This window comes from Afipia sp. GW823-FHT06G09, assembly GCF_058794875.1.
On record NZ_JBXAHF010000001.1, the window covers coordinates 155,660 to 172,190 of the forward strand.

The 16,531-nt window shown below is 62.4% G+C and carries 17 protein-coding genes and 1 tRNA gene; 5 read left to right on the forward strand and 13 right to left on the reverse strand.

Going from position 1 to position 16,531, the window contains the following annotated elements; all coding sequences use genetic code 11:
* Positions 1–105: 105 nt before the first annotated feature.
* Positions 106–190 (reverse strand) — tRNA-Leu (locus tag AC1Q67_RS00740).
* A gap of 186 nt (positions 191–376) precedes the next feature.
* Between AC1Q67_RS00740 and AC1Q67_RS00745 the strand changes: the two genes are divergently transcribed.
* Positions 377–1,684, forward strand: a complete 1,308-nt coding sequence (locus AC1Q67_RS00745; protein WP_492235562.1) for a multicopper oxidase family protein — start codon at positions 377–379, stop codon at positions 1,682–1,684.
* A 103-nt stretch (positions 1,685–1,787) separates the two neighbouring features.
* On the opposite strand, the gene AC1Q67_RS00750 is transcribed toward AC1Q67_RS00745, so the two are convergent.
* Positions 1,788–2,087, reverse strand: a complete 300-nt coding sequence (locus AC1Q67_RS00750; RefSeq protein WP_492235561.1) for a DUF1330 domain-containing protein — start codon at positions 2,085–2,087, stop codon at positions 1,788–1,790.
* Between the two features lie 95 nt (positions 2,088–2,182).
* Positions 2,183–3,682: an NAD(P)H-hydrate dehydratase gene (locus AC1Q67_RS00755; protein ID WP_492235560.1), complete on the reverse strand. Its 1,500-nt coding sequence runs from the start codon at positions 3,680–3,682 to the stop codon at positions 2,183–2,185.
* A 384-nt stretch (positions 3,683–4,066) separates the two neighbouring features.
* Between AC1Q67_RS00755 and AC1Q67_RS00760 the strand changes: the two genes are divergently transcribed.
* Positions 4,067–4,405, forward strand: a complete 339-nt coding sequence (locus AC1Q67_RS00760) for a P-II family nitrogen regulator (protein WP_024575267.1) — start codon at positions 4,067–4,069, stop codon at positions 4,403–4,405.
* A 131-nt stretch (positions 4,406–4,536) separates the two neighbouring features.
* On the forward strand, positions 4,537–5,946 hold the full coding sequence (glnA, locus tag AC1Q67_RS00765; protein ID WP_024575266.1) for a type I glutamate--ammonia ligase: 1,410 nt from the start codon (positions 4,537–4,539) through the stop codon (positions 5,944–5,946).
* Between the two features lie 247 nt (positions 5,947–6,193).
* Here the strand turns inward: glnA and AC1Q67_RS00770 are convergent, their stop codons facing one another.
* The 4 genes from AC1Q67_RS00770 to AC1Q67_RS00785 are packed head-to-tail and all read right to left on the reverse strand — an operon-like array spanning position 6,194 to position 7,642.
* Positions 6,194–6,631, reverse strand: coding sequence for a DUF1801 domain-containing protein (locus AC1Q67_RS00770; RefSeq protein WP_492235559.1), 438 nt, complete (start codon positions 6,629–6,631; stop codon positions 6,194–6,196).
* Positions 6,632–6,638: 7 nt separating this feature from the next.
* A complete protein-coding gene (locus tag AC1Q67_RS00775; protein ID WP_492235558.1) occupies positions 6,639–6,851 on the reverse strand; it encodes a hypothetical protein in 213 nt (70 codons plus the stop codon).
* 39 nt (positions 6,852–6,890) lie between these two features.
* Entirely contained in the window at positions 6,891–7,322 is a 432-nt protein-coding gene (locus AC1Q67_RS00780) for an SRPBCC family protein (protein ID WP_492235557.1), read from the reverse strand.
* Positions 7,319–7,642, reverse strand: a complete 324-nt coding sequence (locus AC1Q67_RS00785) for an ArsR/SmtB family transcription factor (RefSeq protein WP_492235556.1) — start codon at positions 7,640–7,642, stop codon at positions 7,319–7,321. Before AC1Q67_RS00785 ends, AC1Q67_RS00780 begins: the two co-directional genes overlap by 4 nt.
* A 198-nt stretch (positions 7,643–7,840) precedes the next feature.
* On the opposite strand from AC1Q67_RS00785, the gene AC1Q67_RS00790 reads away from it, so the two are divergent.
* Positions 7,841–10,480, forward strand: coding sequence for a DUF3772 domain-containing protein (locus tag AC1Q67_RS00790; RefSeq protein WP_492235555.1), 2,640 nt, complete (start codon positions 7,841–7,843; stop codon positions 10,478–10,480).
* A gap of 810 nt (positions 10,481–11,290) precedes the next feature.
* Here AC1Q67_RS00790 and AC1Q67_RS00795 read toward each other — a convergent pair.
* Positions 11,291–12,007, reverse strand: a complete 717-nt coding sequence (locus tag AC1Q67_RS00795) for a hypothetical protein (protein ID WP_492235554.1) — start codon at positions 12,005–12,007, stop codon at positions 11,291–11,293.
* 133 nt (positions 12,008–12,140) lie between these two features.
* Between AC1Q67_RS00795 and AC1Q67_RS00800 the strand changes: the two genes are divergently transcribed.
* Complete coding sequence (locus AC1Q67_RS00800) at positions 12,141–13,292, forward strand: AI-2E family transporter (protein ID WP_492235553.1); 1,152 nt, start codon at positions 12,141–12,143, stop codon at positions 13,290–13,292.
* A gap of 103 nt (positions 13,293–13,395) precedes the next feature.
* Here the strand turns inward: AC1Q67_RS00800 and AC1Q67_RS00805 are convergent, their stop codons facing one another.
* The 5 genes from AC1Q67_RS00805 to rplM all read right to left on the reverse strand — a co-directional run bounded on the left by AC1Q67_RS00805 (position 13,396) and on the right by rplM (position 16,490).
* Positions 13,396–13,692, reverse strand: coding sequence for an antibiotic biosynthesis monooxygenase family protein (locus tag AC1Q67_RS00805; RefSeq protein ID WP_492235552.1), 297 nt, complete (start codon positions 13,690–13,692; stop codon positions 13,396–13,398).
* A 113-nt stretch (positions 13,693–13,805) separates the two neighbouring features.
* Positions 13,806–14,039 carry a hypothetical protein gene (locus tag AC1Q67_RS00810; RefSeq protein ID WP_024575256.1) on the reverse strand — a complete coding sequence of 78 codons (234 nt, stop codon included), beginning with the start codon at positions 14,037–14,039 and terminating at the stop codon, positions 13,806–13,808.
* Positions 14,040–14,082: 43 nt separating this feature from the next.
* Positions 14,083–15,336: a GGDEF domain-containing protein gene (locus tag AC1Q67_RS00815; protein WP_492235551.1), complete on the reverse strand. Its 1,254-nt coding sequence runs from the start codon at positions 15,334–15,336 to the stop codon at positions 14,083–14,085.
* Positions 15,337–15,549: 213 nt separating this feature from the next.
* Positions 15,550–16,026, reverse strand: coding sequence for a 30S ribosomal protein S9 (gene rpsI / locus AC1Q67_RS00820; RefSeq protein WP_034462036.1), 477 nt, complete (start codon positions 16,024–16,026; stop codon positions 15,550–15,552).
* Complete coding sequence (gene rplM, locus AC1Q67_RS00825) at positions 16,026–16,490, reverse strand: 50S ribosomal protein L13 (protein WP_024575253.1); 465 nt, start codon at positions 16,488–16,490, stop codon at positions 16,026–16,028. Before rplM ends, rpsI begins: the two co-directional genes overlap by 1 nt.
* Positions 16,491–16,531 lie beyond the last annotated feature (41 nt).

The window sequence follows — 16,531 nt, forward strand, 5'->3', positions numbered from 1 at the left end:
AAACCATCCGGCAGCGGAGCCGTTCGGAATGCATCGGTGGTGCGGCGGACACGTTCCCGCGAGGGACGCCTCCTCCAGAATTTCGCGCAAACGAAAAATCGCGCCTGGTGCGCTCGGAGGGACTCGAACCCCCACATCTTTCGACACTGGAACCTAAACCCAGCGCGTCTACCAATTCCGCCACGAGCGCGCAGTGGTTGTCTGTCCCGGCACAGCCGCGAGCGGCGGGCTTATAACATGGTGTACCCGCTGCGCGAGCCAAAAAAATGGCTTTCGCAACGCGGCCTTAGGGCGCGCTCGGGCACCTTCCCGAGCGACCAAGCGCCCGCTGGACAGCGCAACGGGAAAATGGTCCGCATGGGCCATGAAAAACGCCATGACAAATCAGGTTTTTTCGCCGTCCAGGCGGGCCCTGCTGGCCGGACTGGGCGGAACCGCCCTTGCTTCCGGGCTGCGGCTCCCTGCCACGGCACAGAGCGGCACCCCCCTGTCCCTGCGGGCACGACCCGCGACGCCGGGCGCGGGACTGCCCAAGAGCCAGATCTGGGCACTCGATACAGGCACATCCGGACCGCTGCGATTCTCCAAGGGCGACCTCGCCGTTACGCTTTTAAATGAACTCCCCGCTCCTATCGTGCTGAACTGGCTCGGAATCGATGGCGCGCAGGCAGCATCCCCACTGACCGGACAGGCTCCGGTCCCACCGGGCGGACGGGCGGCATTCACACTGCCGCTGCGCCAGTCCGGAACATATCTGGTCAATGCCCTGCTCGCCGGTGAAGCCACCGGGCAACCCACCGCCGCCCGCGCGCTGATCGTTGAAGACAATCCAAAGATCGCGGCCGACCGCGATGAGGTTCTGCTGATCGAGGAATGGCGCGTGAGAGCGGACGGCAGCGCGATCCTGCCGGGAAGCGATCCTGACGGCACCACCGCAGCCTACACCGTCAATGGGCAGGCAAGCCTCGACATCACCGCAAAACTCAACGAGCGGTTGCGCCTGCGTATCGTCAATGGATGCGCCCGCGCTCCCCTCGGCCTCCGGATCGAGAATCATGACGTGCGCGTCATGGCCATCGACGGCCTTCCTGCCGAACCCTTCCTCGCGCGTGACGGCCAGCTTGTGCTCGCACCCGGATCGCGGATCGATGCCTTCATCGACGCGACACGCGCGCCGGGGACGGTCTCGCAGATCATCCTGCATGACGGCACCGCGCCGAAGACGATTGCGCGGCTGACGACCTTGAGCGACGCGCCCGTTCGCCCGGCGCCATTACCCTCAGCACCCGCCTTTCCGTCCAATGGGATGCCCGAACGGCTGAACCTTCAGGGCGCGCTGCGCAGCGATCTCTCGCTCGATCCGAACGCACAATGGATCGCTCCATCAAAGTTCGATGCCGCGGCGAAGCCCGCCTACAGCGTCAAGCGCGACCGCACCGTCGTACTGGCGATCGCAAATCCAACCTCCGCGCCGGTCGCTTTCCGCCTGCACGGGCATCACTTCCGCCTGCTCGACCGGCTCGACGACGGCTGGAAGCCGTTCTGGCTCGACACCCTGATGCTGGACAAAGGACAGACCCAGCGCATTGCATTCCTCGCCGAGTATCCGGGACGCTGGCTGATGGAAGCCACCGCGATCAACTGGACCGCGCCGAAACTCGTGCGAAGTTATGCGGTGGAGTGAACTCAGTCGTCATTGCGAGCGAAGCGAAGCAATCCATTCTTTCTCATACCCAAAGAGTGGATTGCTTCGTCGCTACGCTCCTCGCAATGACGACATCAGCTTTTTAAACCGGCGCAGGCAATCCGTGCACCAGCAGCGCGATCGTATCCGCGCCGGCGATCCGATCCTTTGAAATCTCCTGATAGCCGGGAGAATCGAGAAAGGCTTTCGCCTGCTGCTCGTCGGCGAACGACATCACCACAACCTTGTTGCCGGTCCATTCCCCATCGAGGACCACCGGCTTCTCGTCCGCCGCCAGCAGCCTGCCGCCCGAGTCCTTGAACACGTCGAAGAACTTCGCCTGATACTTCCGGTACCTGTCCTCGTTCGTGAACTTCAACTGAGCAATCACGTAAACCGTCATTCTCTGTGTCTCACCTGTTTGATGCTTTGGATCGGATAGCGAAAGCCGCCGTGCCTTCGCGAGAACTATCGACAGCGTTTGTGAAACGATCTGGCTCAGTATGCGATGCCGATCTCGTCGTAGAGGTTGCGCAACACCATGGGCAGCATCTCCGGAAGATCCTCGGCGATCAGGCCCGGTCCGAACTCATGCCCCGCTTCACCGTGCATCCACGCACCGATGCAGGCCGCTTCAAATGCCGGAACACCCTGCGCGAGCATCCCGCCGATGATCCCGGCCAGCACGTCGCCCGATCCCGCCGTTGCCAGCCACGGCGGCGCATTGGCCGTAATGGCGGCGCGCCCATCCGGCGCCGCGACAACAGTGTCAGCTCCCTTCAGAAGCACTATGGCGCCCGACTGGATGGCAGCTAGCCGCGCCCGTTCAAGCTTCGACGTAAGTGGATCATCGGACTGCAACGCACTGAACAACCGTCCGAATTCGCCATCATGGGGGGTGAGGACAACCTGTGGATCATTTTGCTTTTTGATCTCGGTAAACAGCCGCTCGGGAGCCTTGGCGAAACTCGTCAGCGCGTCGGCATCGAGCACCAGGGCGCGCTGGGCCGACAGCGCCGCCTGTACGATCTCGCGCGTGCGCTCACCGATCCCTGCCCCCGGCCCGATCACGCAGGCCCTGAGCCGCTTGTCGGACAGCAATTCGGCGAACTGCTTCGGCGTCTCGGTCTCGCGCACCATCACCGCTGTCAGCGCGGCGGCATTGACCGCAAGCGCGTCGCGCGGCGACGCCACCGTGACAAGCCCCGCGCCGGCCCGCAGGGTGGCGCGCGCAGCAAGGCGCGCGGCTCCCGTCGAAATCAGGTCGCCCGAGACAACCACGGCGTGCCCGCGCGCGTACTTGTGGCTCTCGACCTGCGGAAATGGAAACACGTCGGCCCACAGGTCCGGAACGTTCTCGAACGTCTTGGGCGCAATCCTGTCGAGCACGTCCGCATCGATACCGATGTCGGCGACATCGACTTCGCCGCAGTGAATGCGTCCCGGCAACAGCAGATGACCCGGCTTGCGGCGGAAAAACGTGACGGTAGCGGACGCCTCCACCGCGATGCCCATCACTTCGCCGGTATCGCCGTTGATGCCGCTCGGCAGATCGACGCTCAGGATCGGAGCGCCGCTGGCGTTCATCGCCTCGATCATCGCACGAGGGTCGCCCTTCACCGGCCGATTGAGACCCGCTCCGAACAGCGCGTCGATAATGAGATTGGGTTTGCCGATCGCCTGCGGGTCGCACGGCAGGACAGCGCCCGTCCATTCCTCGGCGGCGAACGCGGCATCGCCCTTCAGCGTGGCGCGGTCGCATAGCAGAATGACGGAAACATCTCGCCCGCGCGCCGCCAATTCCGCCGCGGCGATGAAGCCATCGCCTCCATTGTTGCCACGGCCCGCGACGACCACGATCCGGCCCTGCTCCGCCATCGCCTCCGCGGCCATCGCGACTGCCTGGCCTGCGCTGCGCATCAGGGAGAAGCCGCTGGTGCCACCCATGATCGCGGCTTCATCGGCCCTTCCCATCTCGGCGACTGTCAGGATTTCCATGTGCCATTCGCCTGTTCGGCTCGCCTCATCCAGAGGCACTCTGATAGGAGGAAAGTGAAAAACGGCAGTCTAATATTTGTGCAATTGCCTAATTCATAGACTTTCACTCTCGCAGCATTAGCCGCACAAACAGGCAAAGCGCCCCCTAACGAAATGATCTTGTTGCTCAATTCAACGTCTTAATAAATTGGCACAGACCCTGCTTTTAGGGGGGAGACTTTCGGATTGTCTTGCTCACCGGCACACGCCCGGCGGGCCAGCTCTCGTTTCCCGGGCGTTCACCTGCTCGCGGCCACGGTGTGACGACGAACCGACGTGACGAGCGCGTCCATCGCGCGATATGGAAGTACAGACAGGCCAGTAGAAGTGCCGGGGAGACGTTCAGTGAAAAAGATCGAGGCCATCATCAAGCCCTTCAAGCTCGACGAGGTGAAAGAGGCCCTTCAGGAAGTCGGAATTCAGGGCATCACGGTCACCGAGGCCAAGGGCTTCGGGCGGCAAAAGGGCCACGCCGAACTGTACCGCGGCGCCGAATACATCGTGGACTTCTTGCCCAAGGTGAAGATTGAGATTGTGATCGGTGCCGATCTTGTCGAGAAAGCCATAGACGCGATCAGGCGCGCCGCGCAGACTGGCCGTATCGGCGACGGTAAGATATTCGTATCCAACGTCGAGGAAGCCATCCGCATCAGAACGGGAGAGTCCGGCCTCGACGCCATTTGAAGCTGATTTCAGGCGAGTGTCCTGAAATCCGAAGCCCGCCCTCGCCTCGCTGGCAGTCTCTGCCGGCCGGGGCCCTCACCGCATTCAGACTATTTCCACGACGAACGCCAAAGCAGACATAAGGGGTATCCATGAAGACCGCCAAAGACGTCCTCAAGTCGATCAAGGACAACGACGTAAAATACGTCGACCTGCGTTTCACCGATCCGCGCGGCAAGTGGCAGCACGTGACTTTCGACGTCTCGATGATCGACGAGGACATCTTTGCCGAAGGCACGATGTTCGACGGCTCGTCGATCGCCGGCTGGAAGGCCATCAACGAGTCCGACATGACGCTGATGCCCGACCCCGCGACGGCAACCATCGATCCGTTCTTCGCCGAGACCACCATGGTCATCGTCTGCGACATTCTCGAGCCGTCCACCGGCGAGCCTTACAACCGCGACCCGCGCGGCATTGCCAAGAAGGCCGAAGCCCAGGTCAAGGCGATGGGCGTTGGCGACACCGTGTTCGTCGGCCCGGAAGCCGAGTTCTTCGTGTTCGACGACGTGCGCTTCTCCGCGAATCCGTACAACACCGGTTTCAAGCTGGACTCGTCCGAACTGCCGACCAACTCGGACACCGAGTATGAAGGCGGCAACCTTGGCCACCGCATCCGCACCAAGGGCGGGTACTTCCCCGTTCCGCCGCAGGACTCGGTGCAGGACATGCGCTCGGAAATGCTCGGCTCGATGGCCAAGATGGGCGTCAAGGTCGAGAAGCATCACCACGAGGTGGCGTCGGCCCAGCACGAACTCGGCATGAAGTTCGACACGCTGACCCACATGGCCGACCAGATGCAGGTCTACAAGTACTGCATCCATCAGGTCGCGCACATCTACGGCAAGACCGCCACCTTCATGCCGAAGCCGGTTTACGGCGACAACGGCTCGGGGATGCATGTGCACCAGTCGATCTGGAAGGACGGCAAGCCGACCTTCGCCGGCAACAAGTATGCCGACCTGTCGGAAACCTGCCTCCATTACATCGGCGGCATCATCAAGCACGCCAAGGCCATCAACGCCTTCACCAACCCGTCGACCAACTCCTACAAGCGTCTGGTCCCGGGCTATGAAGCGCCGGTGCTGCTCGCCTACTCGGCGCGCAACCGTTCGGCCTCCTGCCGCATCCCCTACACGACCTCGCCGAAGGCGAAGCGCGTCGAGGTGCGTTTCCCCGATCCGATGGCGAATCCGTATCTCGCCTTTGCGGCGATGCTGATGGCCGGCCTCGACGGCATCAAGAACAAGATCGATCCAGGCCCGGCGATGGACAAGGATCTGTACGATCTGCCGAAGGAAGAACTGAAGACCATTCCGACGGTGTGCGGCAGCTTGCGCGAGGCGCTGGAAAGCCTCGACAAGGACCGCGCGTTCCTCAAGGCCGGCGGCGTGTTCGACGACGACTTCATCGACAGCTTCATCGAGCTGAAGATGACCGAAGTCGCCCGTTTCGAAATGACCCCGCATCCGGTCGAATTCGACATGTATTATTCGCAGTAAGCTTCTTCCGCTTACGGAAATGGAAAGGCGCTCCGAAAGGAGCGCCTTTTTGTTTGTGACCAGATATGGTTCGACGCAATCACATATCCCATGTCGTCCCCGCGAAAGCGGGGACCCATAACCACCGAAAGTTATGGTGACGACGAGATGATCGCTCCAGCATTTCCCTCAAATCGATAATTCAGGGAGTATGGGTCCCCGCTTACGCGGGGACGACAGGAAGAAGGCCGTTCACGCCTTCCTGCTTTTAACCGGCTTTCGTTCGCGCCGACGCCGCTGTTTTCTTTGCAGGAATTTTCTTCGCAGATGCCTTCTTCTTCGCCCGCTTCGCCCGATTGAACTCAATCGCCGCCTGCACCAGTTTCTTCAGCGCGGCCGCATCGACCTTGTCGCCCTCGACACAATCGATCGCCCGCCACACCTTGCCCTCTAAGCCTGCGTTGAAAAGCCTGTCGGGATCGGCGAGCGATGCACCATGCGAAAACGTCAGTTTCACCTTGTCCTTGTGCACGTTGCCGACTGCGATGATGCCGTCGCATTCCCACACCGGGCTTCCCATCCATTTCCATTCCTCGGCGATTTCCTTGTTCGCACTGAGGATGGCCTTGCGCACGGCGGCGAGCGTCCTGCCGCGCCAGTCCGCGGTGGCCGCGATCAACTGATCGATCTTTTCCGATGGAGTCATGGGATCATCAAACCTGCTTGCCCGCGCCTCGCCCGCCGGTGACGTATGGCAGCGCGAACATATACAGGCCGGTGAACATCAACAGGAACAGCGGCAGCAACGGCGAATAGACGATCCAGGCGGGCGGCTCGCCCAGCGCCATCGCAGCGAAGTTGGCGACGACCGTCAGGGTGAAGATGATCGACAGCCAGCGATGAACCTGCCGGATAGTGTTGCTCATTGAATTCTCCATGCCGATGTTACGGTGCGCCTGCGTGCCTCACGCGGCCCGCGCCAGCACCTGTTCCAGATTTCCGAAGAACTGCTCCCAGCCGTGGCGCGCGCCGCCGAACGCCTGCTTCTGATCCGGCCGGAAGCCCGCCTGCTCCATGCGCAGATGAGTCCCCGACGCCGTCGGCGTGAGCGTGAACGTCACTACGCTGGTCAGATTGAACGCCGCATCGTCATGCGCAAAATTCCAGGTGTAGGATAGCGTCCTGTTCGGCTCGAGCTTGAGCACCTCGCAGTCCAGCACGCCGCCCCACTCGCCTTTGAGATTGAAGCTGTGGCCAACGACAGGCTTGAAGTCGTTCTTCATCAGCCACTCCTCGATCAGGTGCGGCTGTGTCAGCGCGCGCCAGAGTTTTTCCGGCGGGTGACGAAACTCACGCTCGACAACAACGGAGCGGATGCCGGCTGCGCTATCGTTCATTGATCCATCCTCTTGAGCAGGCTTTCGAGGTCGTCGAAGCGGCTTTCCCAGAATCCGGCCATCCGGCTGGTCCAGTCGATCAGGGGGGCCAGCGCGCTTGGCTTTGCGCTGTAATGGGTCTGGCGTCCCTCATGCCGGTCGCTCACCAGCCCGGCCTGCTTCAGAACGCCGAGATGCTTCGAGACGGCCGGTTGCGAGACCCCGGCCTGCGCGGTCAGCACCCCGACGGTCTGCTCCCCGCCGCGGCACAGCCGCTCGAAGATCGCCCGGCGGGTCGGATCGGCCAGTGTTTTGAAGAGGATGTCCTGAGTATTCTGCATGTCTGAGATCAATAACCCGATGGCTATGTATTGATCTATAGCCAACGAGTTATGAGTGCGTCAAGCGGAACCGGAGTCGCCCAAGACGCCATCGCCTCAACTGTGGAACCCGGTGGTCATCTCCGGCCGGCAGCGAACAGAACATCGCCGTGTTTATGCGGCATGAGCGTCGATTAATTCGATGAAACAAGGACGATAATGAATATCCGTACGATTGCCGTTTTCCTCGCCCTCGCCTTGACGCCATGGTCAGCCCTCCAGGCCGCTACGCCAGCGCCCGCTCCCCCCACGGCGAAGGAAGCCGACAGCCCCGCTGCAGCACCGGCCCCGGCGAAGGAAACGCTTCCCAGCGTGCCGACCCCGACCTACCCGAGCGCCATCGCCAGTCTCAACGGCTGGAAGCAGTTGCTCGACGCGGCCGAATGGCAATTGCAGCTGGGCATGACGGATGATGCCAGACTGACCCAGATCCGCGACGGGATTACCGAGGCGCAAAAGGCAGCACGCGACCTCATCGCCTCCACGACGCTGCGCCTCAATGAGGCGACCGAACGAGCCGCCGAACTGGCGCCGGGTGAAAAGGATACAACGCCGCAGTCCGACGACGTCAAACTAGAACGTGCCAAGCTGCTGGCCGAGATTTCCGCGCGTCAGAGCATCGTTCAGCAGGCCAACCTGATCAACGTACGGGCGCAGCAATCGCTCGATCTCATCTCGGAGCGCCGCCGTGCCAAGTTCACGGACACGGTTTTCAAACGCTCCCCCAGTCTGATCAATCCATCGTTCTGGGTCAGTGTGGCTGGGGCCATTCCTCCCGCGACAAGCCGCTTGATTGAAGTTGGGTCGCGGTGGATCGGCGTCATGGCGGAGCAGCCGCTTCGCGCCGCTTCGGGCTTCGCAATTGCCGTCGTTGTCCTGCTCGGCTTTTTCCTGTCGCCGTGGCGGCGCTGGCAGGCGCGCTGGACAACCCGCGATGCCGTGATCACGGAGCCTTCAGCCCTGCGCAAGACAAGCTCGGCGGCGGTTATCGTTCTCGCCAATACCCTCATCCCCGGCACCTGCCTGCTCGTGCTCTATCAGGCGCTGATTGCGCTGGGTGTTCTGCCGGACGAAGTCAGCGCCATCGCACGGCCGCTGTTTGCCGTGATCACCCTTGCGTTCTTTTTCTACAGCCTTGCAACAGCGACGCTGGCGCCGGATCGGCCTGCCTGGCGGTTGATCGATCTCGACGACGAGGTCGCCGGCAAGCTGGTCCCGGTGGCGACTCTGCTTGGCGTCGCGGCCTGCTTTGGCGTTCTGCTTCAGGGCCTGAATCGCGCGATCGGCGCCCCCGCCGAGCTATCGGCAGCCAGCGACGGCGTGGTCGCCCTGACGAAAGCTTTCCTGTTCATGGCGGCCTTGCGCATCGCTGCCAACACTGGAGACGATGGCGACAACGAAGAAGAGTACGCAGCAACGACCGTCACAGGCTCGGCATGGCGTCTCCTGATTCCGCTCGGCTGGTTGCTCGCGGCCACCGCGGTGCTTGGGCCGCTGGTTGGCTTCGTCTCGTTTGGCGGGTTCGTCGCGGCAGAGATGACACTTGTCGTCGTCGTCCTGATGGCGGCTGTTCTGCTCAGCCGGTTTGCCGATGCGTTGATCGCTGCGACGTTTTCCTATTATGGAGCCGTGGGCCGGTTTCTGCGGCAGACGGCGGGACTAAGTGGCCCTGCGGTCCGCCAGATTGCCGCGTTGCTGAATGGCTTCGTCCAGTTGGCCTTGATTGCATTCGCCGTGTTCGTGGTCCTCGCCACGTGGGGGATCAATCTCGACGATGTGTTCGGATCGCTGTCGGCGGCGTTCTTCGGATTCTCGATCGGCAAGTTCACGATCTCACCCTCCGCAATTCTCGGTGCGATCCTGGTACTGATCATCGGCGTGGCGGCAACCCGGGCGATCCAGGGCTGGCTCGAATCCCGTTTTCTGCCCGAGACCAATCTCGACTTCGGCGTTCGCAGCTCCATCCGGACCGGGGTCGGCTACATCGGCATCATTCTGGCGGTCTTCATCGCGCTGTCGTATGTCGGCCTCAATCTACAGAACATCGCCATTGTGGCCGGCGCACTGTCGGTCGGTATCGGCTTCGGTCTGCAATCGATTATCAATAACTTTGTATCGGGCCTGATCCTGCTGGTGGAGCGGCCGATCAAGGTTGGCGATCGCATCGAGGTCGGCGCCCGCATGGGCGTCGTCAAGCGCATCAATGTGCGTGCGACCGAGATCGCGACCTATGACAATGTCTCTGTCATCGTTCCCAACGCCGACTTGATCAGCGGTCAGGTCGTCAACTGGATGCACGGCAGTTATACGGCGCGCCTGTCGGTGAAAGTCGGAACATCCTACAATGCCGATCCGGATCACGTCATCGCGGTCCTGCTCGATATCGCCGGCAACCATCCGCGAACAATGAAATCGCCCGCGCCATTTGCGAACCTCGGCAACTTCGGCGCCGATGCGCTGGAATTTACGGTGTTCTTTCATGTCGCCAATATCGGCGCTGACGGCGGTGTCGCTGACGAGATACGGCTCGAAATCCTCAGGCGGTTTCGCAAGGAAGGCATTGAAATGCCTTTCGCCCAGCGCGATCTCCACATCCGCGATCTCGGCCGGATCGAAGCCATGGTGCGCGCGGCTGGTAGACGCAACCGTCCCGACTCCGGGCTTGAGACGGCCGAGGCCACTGCGGGCGATCGGGTCAGGGCCGACAACGGCAAAACCGATCGCGCCAGAGGCGACCGTTCCAAGGCTGATGCCACCAGGACAGATGGGAAAAGAACCGGCAAGGAAAGCTGGCAGTAAGCGCAGCGCGGATTGCGCGAGACATCAACATCCGAAATCGTCCGTCACTGCGGGCGAAGCGAAGCAACCAGACTGCATAACTCGATTGTTGCTCGTCATTCCGGGATGCGCCGCTTGGCGCAGGCCCGGAATCCATCCTGCGGGAATCCGGTGAGTGAACATGGATTCCGGGTTCGCGCGAAGCCGCGCGCCCCGGAATGACGAGTGGGGAAATTCCGACTCCCGAAACATTTCGTGATGGGGATACGTATCCCCGCGCTCCGCACCGCGCTTAAATTCGCTGCGTCCTGTTCGTGAGGGGCGCTTCTCGAGGGCGCTTTGAAGCGGAGCAGGATGCGGCGCCTGCGCGCACGGTTCGCACCCGTTGCGTCCGGGAGGCTGGGGTCACCGTCCGGGCCAACTACGTGGCTCTGCCGTTCGCCGGCTGGACGCGGAGCGGACGAAGGCGGCGAAAGCCGTCCGGATCAGGGGTCGAGTACCTTCCCCCCGTCCGCACCCGGAAGTACGGTCCCCTCGCCCAAAATCGCCGCAATGGAGCGCCGCAAGGCGATGCGCTTCCGGACATCCATCGCTTCGCACGCGATGCCGGAAGCGAAACGAACACAAGGTGCGCCTCGCGGCGCTCCATGCCCCTCGTTTTGAGGGCGCGAACGAGACAGGCCTCGCGCGCGCTGAGGGGCACAACGAAAAGCTCACCTCGCGCGATTGAAGCGCGAGAGCGATGACGCTCGTCTTCGTTGGCGCGAATGGGGCAAGCCCCACGCGCGCCTGCTGTTTGAAAATTGAATCGGAACAAAGCGAGACGCCGCGTTACTCACGCCGGAACGCTTGCACCGGACTGAAGCCCGCATCCGGCGGCGGCACGGCGACGATCCCCGCCGCACTCAGCGCCGCGGCCGCCTTTGCCGGATCGTTTGACCACGGCAGCCGTGACTGAATATCCCGCGTCACCGGCTCGCCCAGCGCGCCGCCAAAATCCAGCGGCCATACTCCCGCCGGCACAATATCAATTGATACCCGCCGCAACCCAAACCCGTCGCCAAGGGCAGCCGACAGATTCGCGGGATCGACCACGCGTGCGGATGCGGGGTTCGACACATCAGCGAATGTCACCAACGTCGGGATCAACTCGCCCGTAACAGCGACGCTCCCGGTTTGCTTTTTGACGTCGCGGAAATCGATCCGCCGTCCGGCCGCGGCAAACGCTCGCAGCGGCAGGTAGCTCAGGCCATCCGTCTCGGCCGAGTTCGTTCCGTGCAGCAGGAGCGCCGTGAGATTTCGCCCGCTCCCGAGATCGGCAAACACGGCATCGCCCTTGATGCGGGGGCCGGCCGGTCCGCTGCCGGAGCCGCCATAGGCGCGATTGGGGGTCACCGAGATCACGCCGGACGCCGAGCGGGCACCGCCGGGCGTATCGACTTCCAGGGTAAGCCGGTATTTGTGGTCAGGCCGGTAAAGGTAGATTCGCTCGCCGATCACCAGCGCTGCCAGCAGCACCGCCAGGCCAATCCATCTCTTCCAGTTCATGCGGCGTGACCTTTGATTCTGCGCGCAAGCCTCTGGATTAGGCGCTGGCCACGCCGCTGTCACGCCATCTTCTCTTGATCCGGCGCGGCCTTTCGGGAAAGACTGCGACCGCAATAACGGAAGAGGATCGCACGTGTCAGCCCCCATCGAGACCCGAGTGCAGACCCGCAGTGACCTTGCGTGGTCGATCGCAGTGGGGGGCATCGGTGTCGTCGCCTTCACGGCCTTCCTGGTGTTCGCCTGGTACTATGCGGCCACGCTGTTTCTGGTGTTCGCGGGCATCCTGCTCGGCGTCGCCCTCACCGCCATGACGAATCTGCTGCGGAAGGTCATGGGCGGGCCGCACGCGCTGCGCCTCGCGCTGGTCTGCGTGGTGCTGGCGGGGTTTCTGTCCGGCGTCGTGTTCCTCGGCGGCTCGACCATCGCCCGGCAGGCTGCCGTTCTGAGCAACACCCTCAAGTCGCAACTTGTGACCGTGAAGACGTTCCTTGAACAGCATGGCGTCGATACCAGCTATCTCGAATTGGGTTCGGTGACAGCGACACCGGCGGGCGCCACCGACACGCCGGCGGCAACAGTTCCGGCGCCCTCGCCCGGCCTGCCGAAAGGCCTGCCGAGCGCAGGCGCCCTCGCCTCCGGCGGCGGTGCCATCGTCAGCCAGACCCTGAAGCTGCTGCTCGGCACGGTCAGCGCCGTCGGCAACTTCTTCATCGTGCTGTTTCTCGGCCTGTCATTCGCGGCGCAGCCGGGCGTCTATCGCAAAGGCGTACTGGCGCTGTCTCCCAGGAAACACCGGGCAAGTGTCACGGCCGTGGTTGACCGGATCAGCGACACGCTGGAGCGCTGGCTGATCGCGCAGATGATCACCATGGCCGCCGTGTTCCTGGTGACATGGATCGGCCTCACGATCATCGGGATCGACAGCGCCTTCATCCTCGGCATTCAGGCCGGCTTGCTGGCGTTCATCCCGACCGTCGGCGCCCTGATCGGCGGCCTCATCATCGTGCTGGCAAGCCTCGCCTCAGGCTGGGTTGCGGCCTTCAGTGCCTTCGTGCTGTTTCTCGGCGTGCACGCGCTGGAAAGCTACATCCTGACGCCGATCATCCAGCGTCAGGCGCTCGACATCCCGCCCGCGACGCTGTTCGCGTTCCAGATCCTGCTCGGCGTCGTGTTCGGGCTGTGGGGACTGGCGCTGGCGCTGCCGCTGATGGCGATCGTGAAGGTGATCATCACCTATCTGCGCGAAGAGGACGAGCAGCGCGAACCGGAGTTCAAGATAGCGTGACGTAAACGTTCGTCATTGCGAGCGAAGCCAAGCAATCCAGCTTTTGACAGCAAAGACTGGATTGCTTCGTCGCAATACCTCCTCGCAATGACGGCGAATAGTGTCAGAAGCTCGCCACCGTGTTGGTGTGCTCAACTTCCGGCGGCGACGCGAAATGCGGACCGACCAGCGCGCGCCACTCGGTGAAATTGTCGGATTCGCGAAAATCCACCGTGTGGTTTTCGAGGGTTTCCCACTTGATGTGCAGGCGGTAGCGCGACGGCTTTTCGATCGACCGGTGCAGTTCGAAGCTCTTCCAGCCTTTGCAGCGTTTGAAAATGGTCTGGGCCATGGCGACGGCCGCCTCGAAATCCTTCTCGCTGCCCGGCTTGATTTCGATCTGTGCGATTTCGGTGATCATGGTTGTCCGCCCTTTCTGGTTATCAGGGGCGGCTCTAGCGCAAAAACGCGGACCGGAAAAGACAAAGGGCGCCGCGAGCGCCCTGTTGAAACCATACTGCTGCGCTAACAGCCTCACATGAAGGTCACGAGCGCTCCCAGCAGCGCCAGCGCGCAGCCTCCCAGGACCACCGGCTGCCAGTCGAACACCGATCGATAGCGCCCCTCGGCCCGGCGCGCGGCAATCAGGGCGTTCTCATACTCGTCGGATGTCGAAAACATGCACGCAAAGCCGGCCCGTGCGGAGGCAACGGTCGCTTCAAGGGCGGTGATGTCGGACTGTGAATCGTGGCTGCGTACGATGGTCATGCCGCATCGTAGGGCGCGCATGGTAAACAGACGGTTAGCAATCTCAGGCGAGTGCTTCGGTGTGGCTGGCGACGACCTTATCGCGCGGAGCGGCTGCGCCTCTGATCATATTGCGGCGCGCGTCTTCGAGCGATAGCGGCTGCTCGGTCGCCGCTTCCACACGGTTACGTCCACCCCGCTTGGCCTGATAGAGCGCGGTATCGGCCGACGCCATCAGCACTTCGAGTTCGGTATTGGCCGGCCCGCCCGCGACACCGATGCTGACCGTGGTTTCCAGCGGAACATCGTCGATGGCGACACCGCACGTCTCGAAGGCTTCGCGGACGCGTTCGGCGGCAACCAGCGCCTCATCCATAGAACATGGCAGGAGAGCTGCGAATTCTTCACCGCCAACGCGGCCGACGAGATCGGTAATACGCAGCGAGGCAACGACGACATTGGCAAATACCTGCAGCACGTCATCGCCGGTGGCGTGGCCGAAGCGATCGTTGACCGATTTGAAATGGTCGATGTCGAAGATCATCACGGTCACCGGGCGTCCGGCCTTGGCCTCGCGCTCGATCATGCGCGATGTCGCCTCACTGAAGCCGCGGCGATTCAGCAGGCCCGTCAGCGGATCGATGGACGCAGCCGTCTTGTGCGCGCTGACCGTCCGCTCCGACACCAGCATGACGATGATGAACACTGTGCCCACGGCATAGATCACAAGCTCGGCGGCAAACGCCGCGACCCAAACCTGCGCCATGATCGTTGCATCGGCAGACCTGTACAGGTCGCCGAGCAGAATCGGCAGCATCAGGACGACGCCATGCAACAGCGGCACGAAGATCGCCGGCCAGCGCGCACGCAGGCTCTTGCGGCGTTCGCGCCAGAGCTCACCGGCGGTCAGCGCTGCATAGGCGGCGACAATGGCCGCGCCGATGATCATCCGCAGTTCGGGATCGATCGGATCAAGCGCAACGACCGCGGCGATCCAGAGTACGGGGCCGGCGATCACTCCGATCCAGTTCGCGGGGCGCCCGTGGAACGCGCGCGCCGCATCCCACATCAATCCGCAGGCGATGAAGCCGACGGCGTTAACAGCAAGCGACAGTTCCCAGCCAAGCTCGGGGCCGCCCACCGTCCACAGCGCGACCGATGCCGCGCCGAGAACATAAGCAGCGCCCCACCAGCCTAGCGCCGCGATCTTTTCCTGACGCCAGAAGAACAGCAGCATCGCGCCGAGCAGTGCGGCTGCCAGCGTCGCGACGAGATACAGCGTTGAGATGTCGAGAGACAAATGTGTGCCAGCCGGCATGTTCTATGCAGCGCTTTTAAATAGAGGAGCTGGAATAGCCCCCTCAGCCTTCGTTGAAGCTAGCAACGGTGTCTTGGCACTCCGTTTGCGGCGGTCACAAAATTTTCAGGAAAAATCTCTGCAATTCGGCTGTATCTGGAACAGAAAAAGGCGCCCGAGGGCGCCTTTGAATCTTGCAGATCCCGCGGATTGCGGAAAATTTGAACGAAACGATTAGCGCTTCGAGAACTGGAAGGACCGGCGGGCCTTCGCCTTGCCGTACTTCTTACGTTCAACGACACGCGAGTCGCGGGTCAGGAAGCCGCCCTTCTTGAGGACGCTGCGCAGATCCGGCTCAAAGTTGGTCAGAGCCTTCGAGATGCCGTGACGCACCGCGCCAGCCTGGCCGGACAGACCGCCGCCAGCGACGGTGCAGACCACATCGTACTGGCCCTGACGGGCGGCAGCGACGATCGGCTGCTGGATCATCATGCGCAGCACCGGGCGAGCGAAGTAAACCTCGACCTCGCGGGTGTTCACGACGATCTTGCCGGAGCCCGGCTTGATCCAGACGCGGGCAACCGCGTCCTTGCGCTTGCCGGTCGCATAGGCGCGGCCCAGCTTGTCAACCTTCTTTTCGTACTTCGGAGCGTCTGGCGCCGCCGTCTTCAGCGCCGAGAGCTGATCGAGAGACTGCATGGTATCGGACATTATGCGGCCCTCGTATTCTTGCGGTTCAACGATGCGATATCCACGACTTCAGGCTGCTGCGCCTCGTGGGGATGTTCGGCGCCCGGGTAAACACGGAGGTTGCCGAGTTGCACACGGCCCAGCGGACCGCGCGGGATCATGCGCTCAACGGCCTTCTCGACGACGCGCTCAGGAAAACGACCCTCGAGGATCGACTTCGCGGTGCGCTCCTTGATGCCGCCGATGAAACCGGTGTGGTTGTAGTAGACCTTGTTGTCACGCTTGCGTCCGGTAAGGACGACATGAGCCGCGTTGATGATGATGACGTTGTCACCGCAATCGACGTGGGGAGTATAAGTCGGGAGGTGCTTGCCGCGCAGGCGCATGGCAACCAAAGTCGCGAGGCGACCAACGACCAGGCCCTTGGCGTCGATCAGCACCCACTTCTTGTTGACCTCGGCTGGCTTTGCCGAAAACGTCTTCATGTGAGTTGTCCGTGAAATGGCACGTCCGGCGCGTTCGCCGG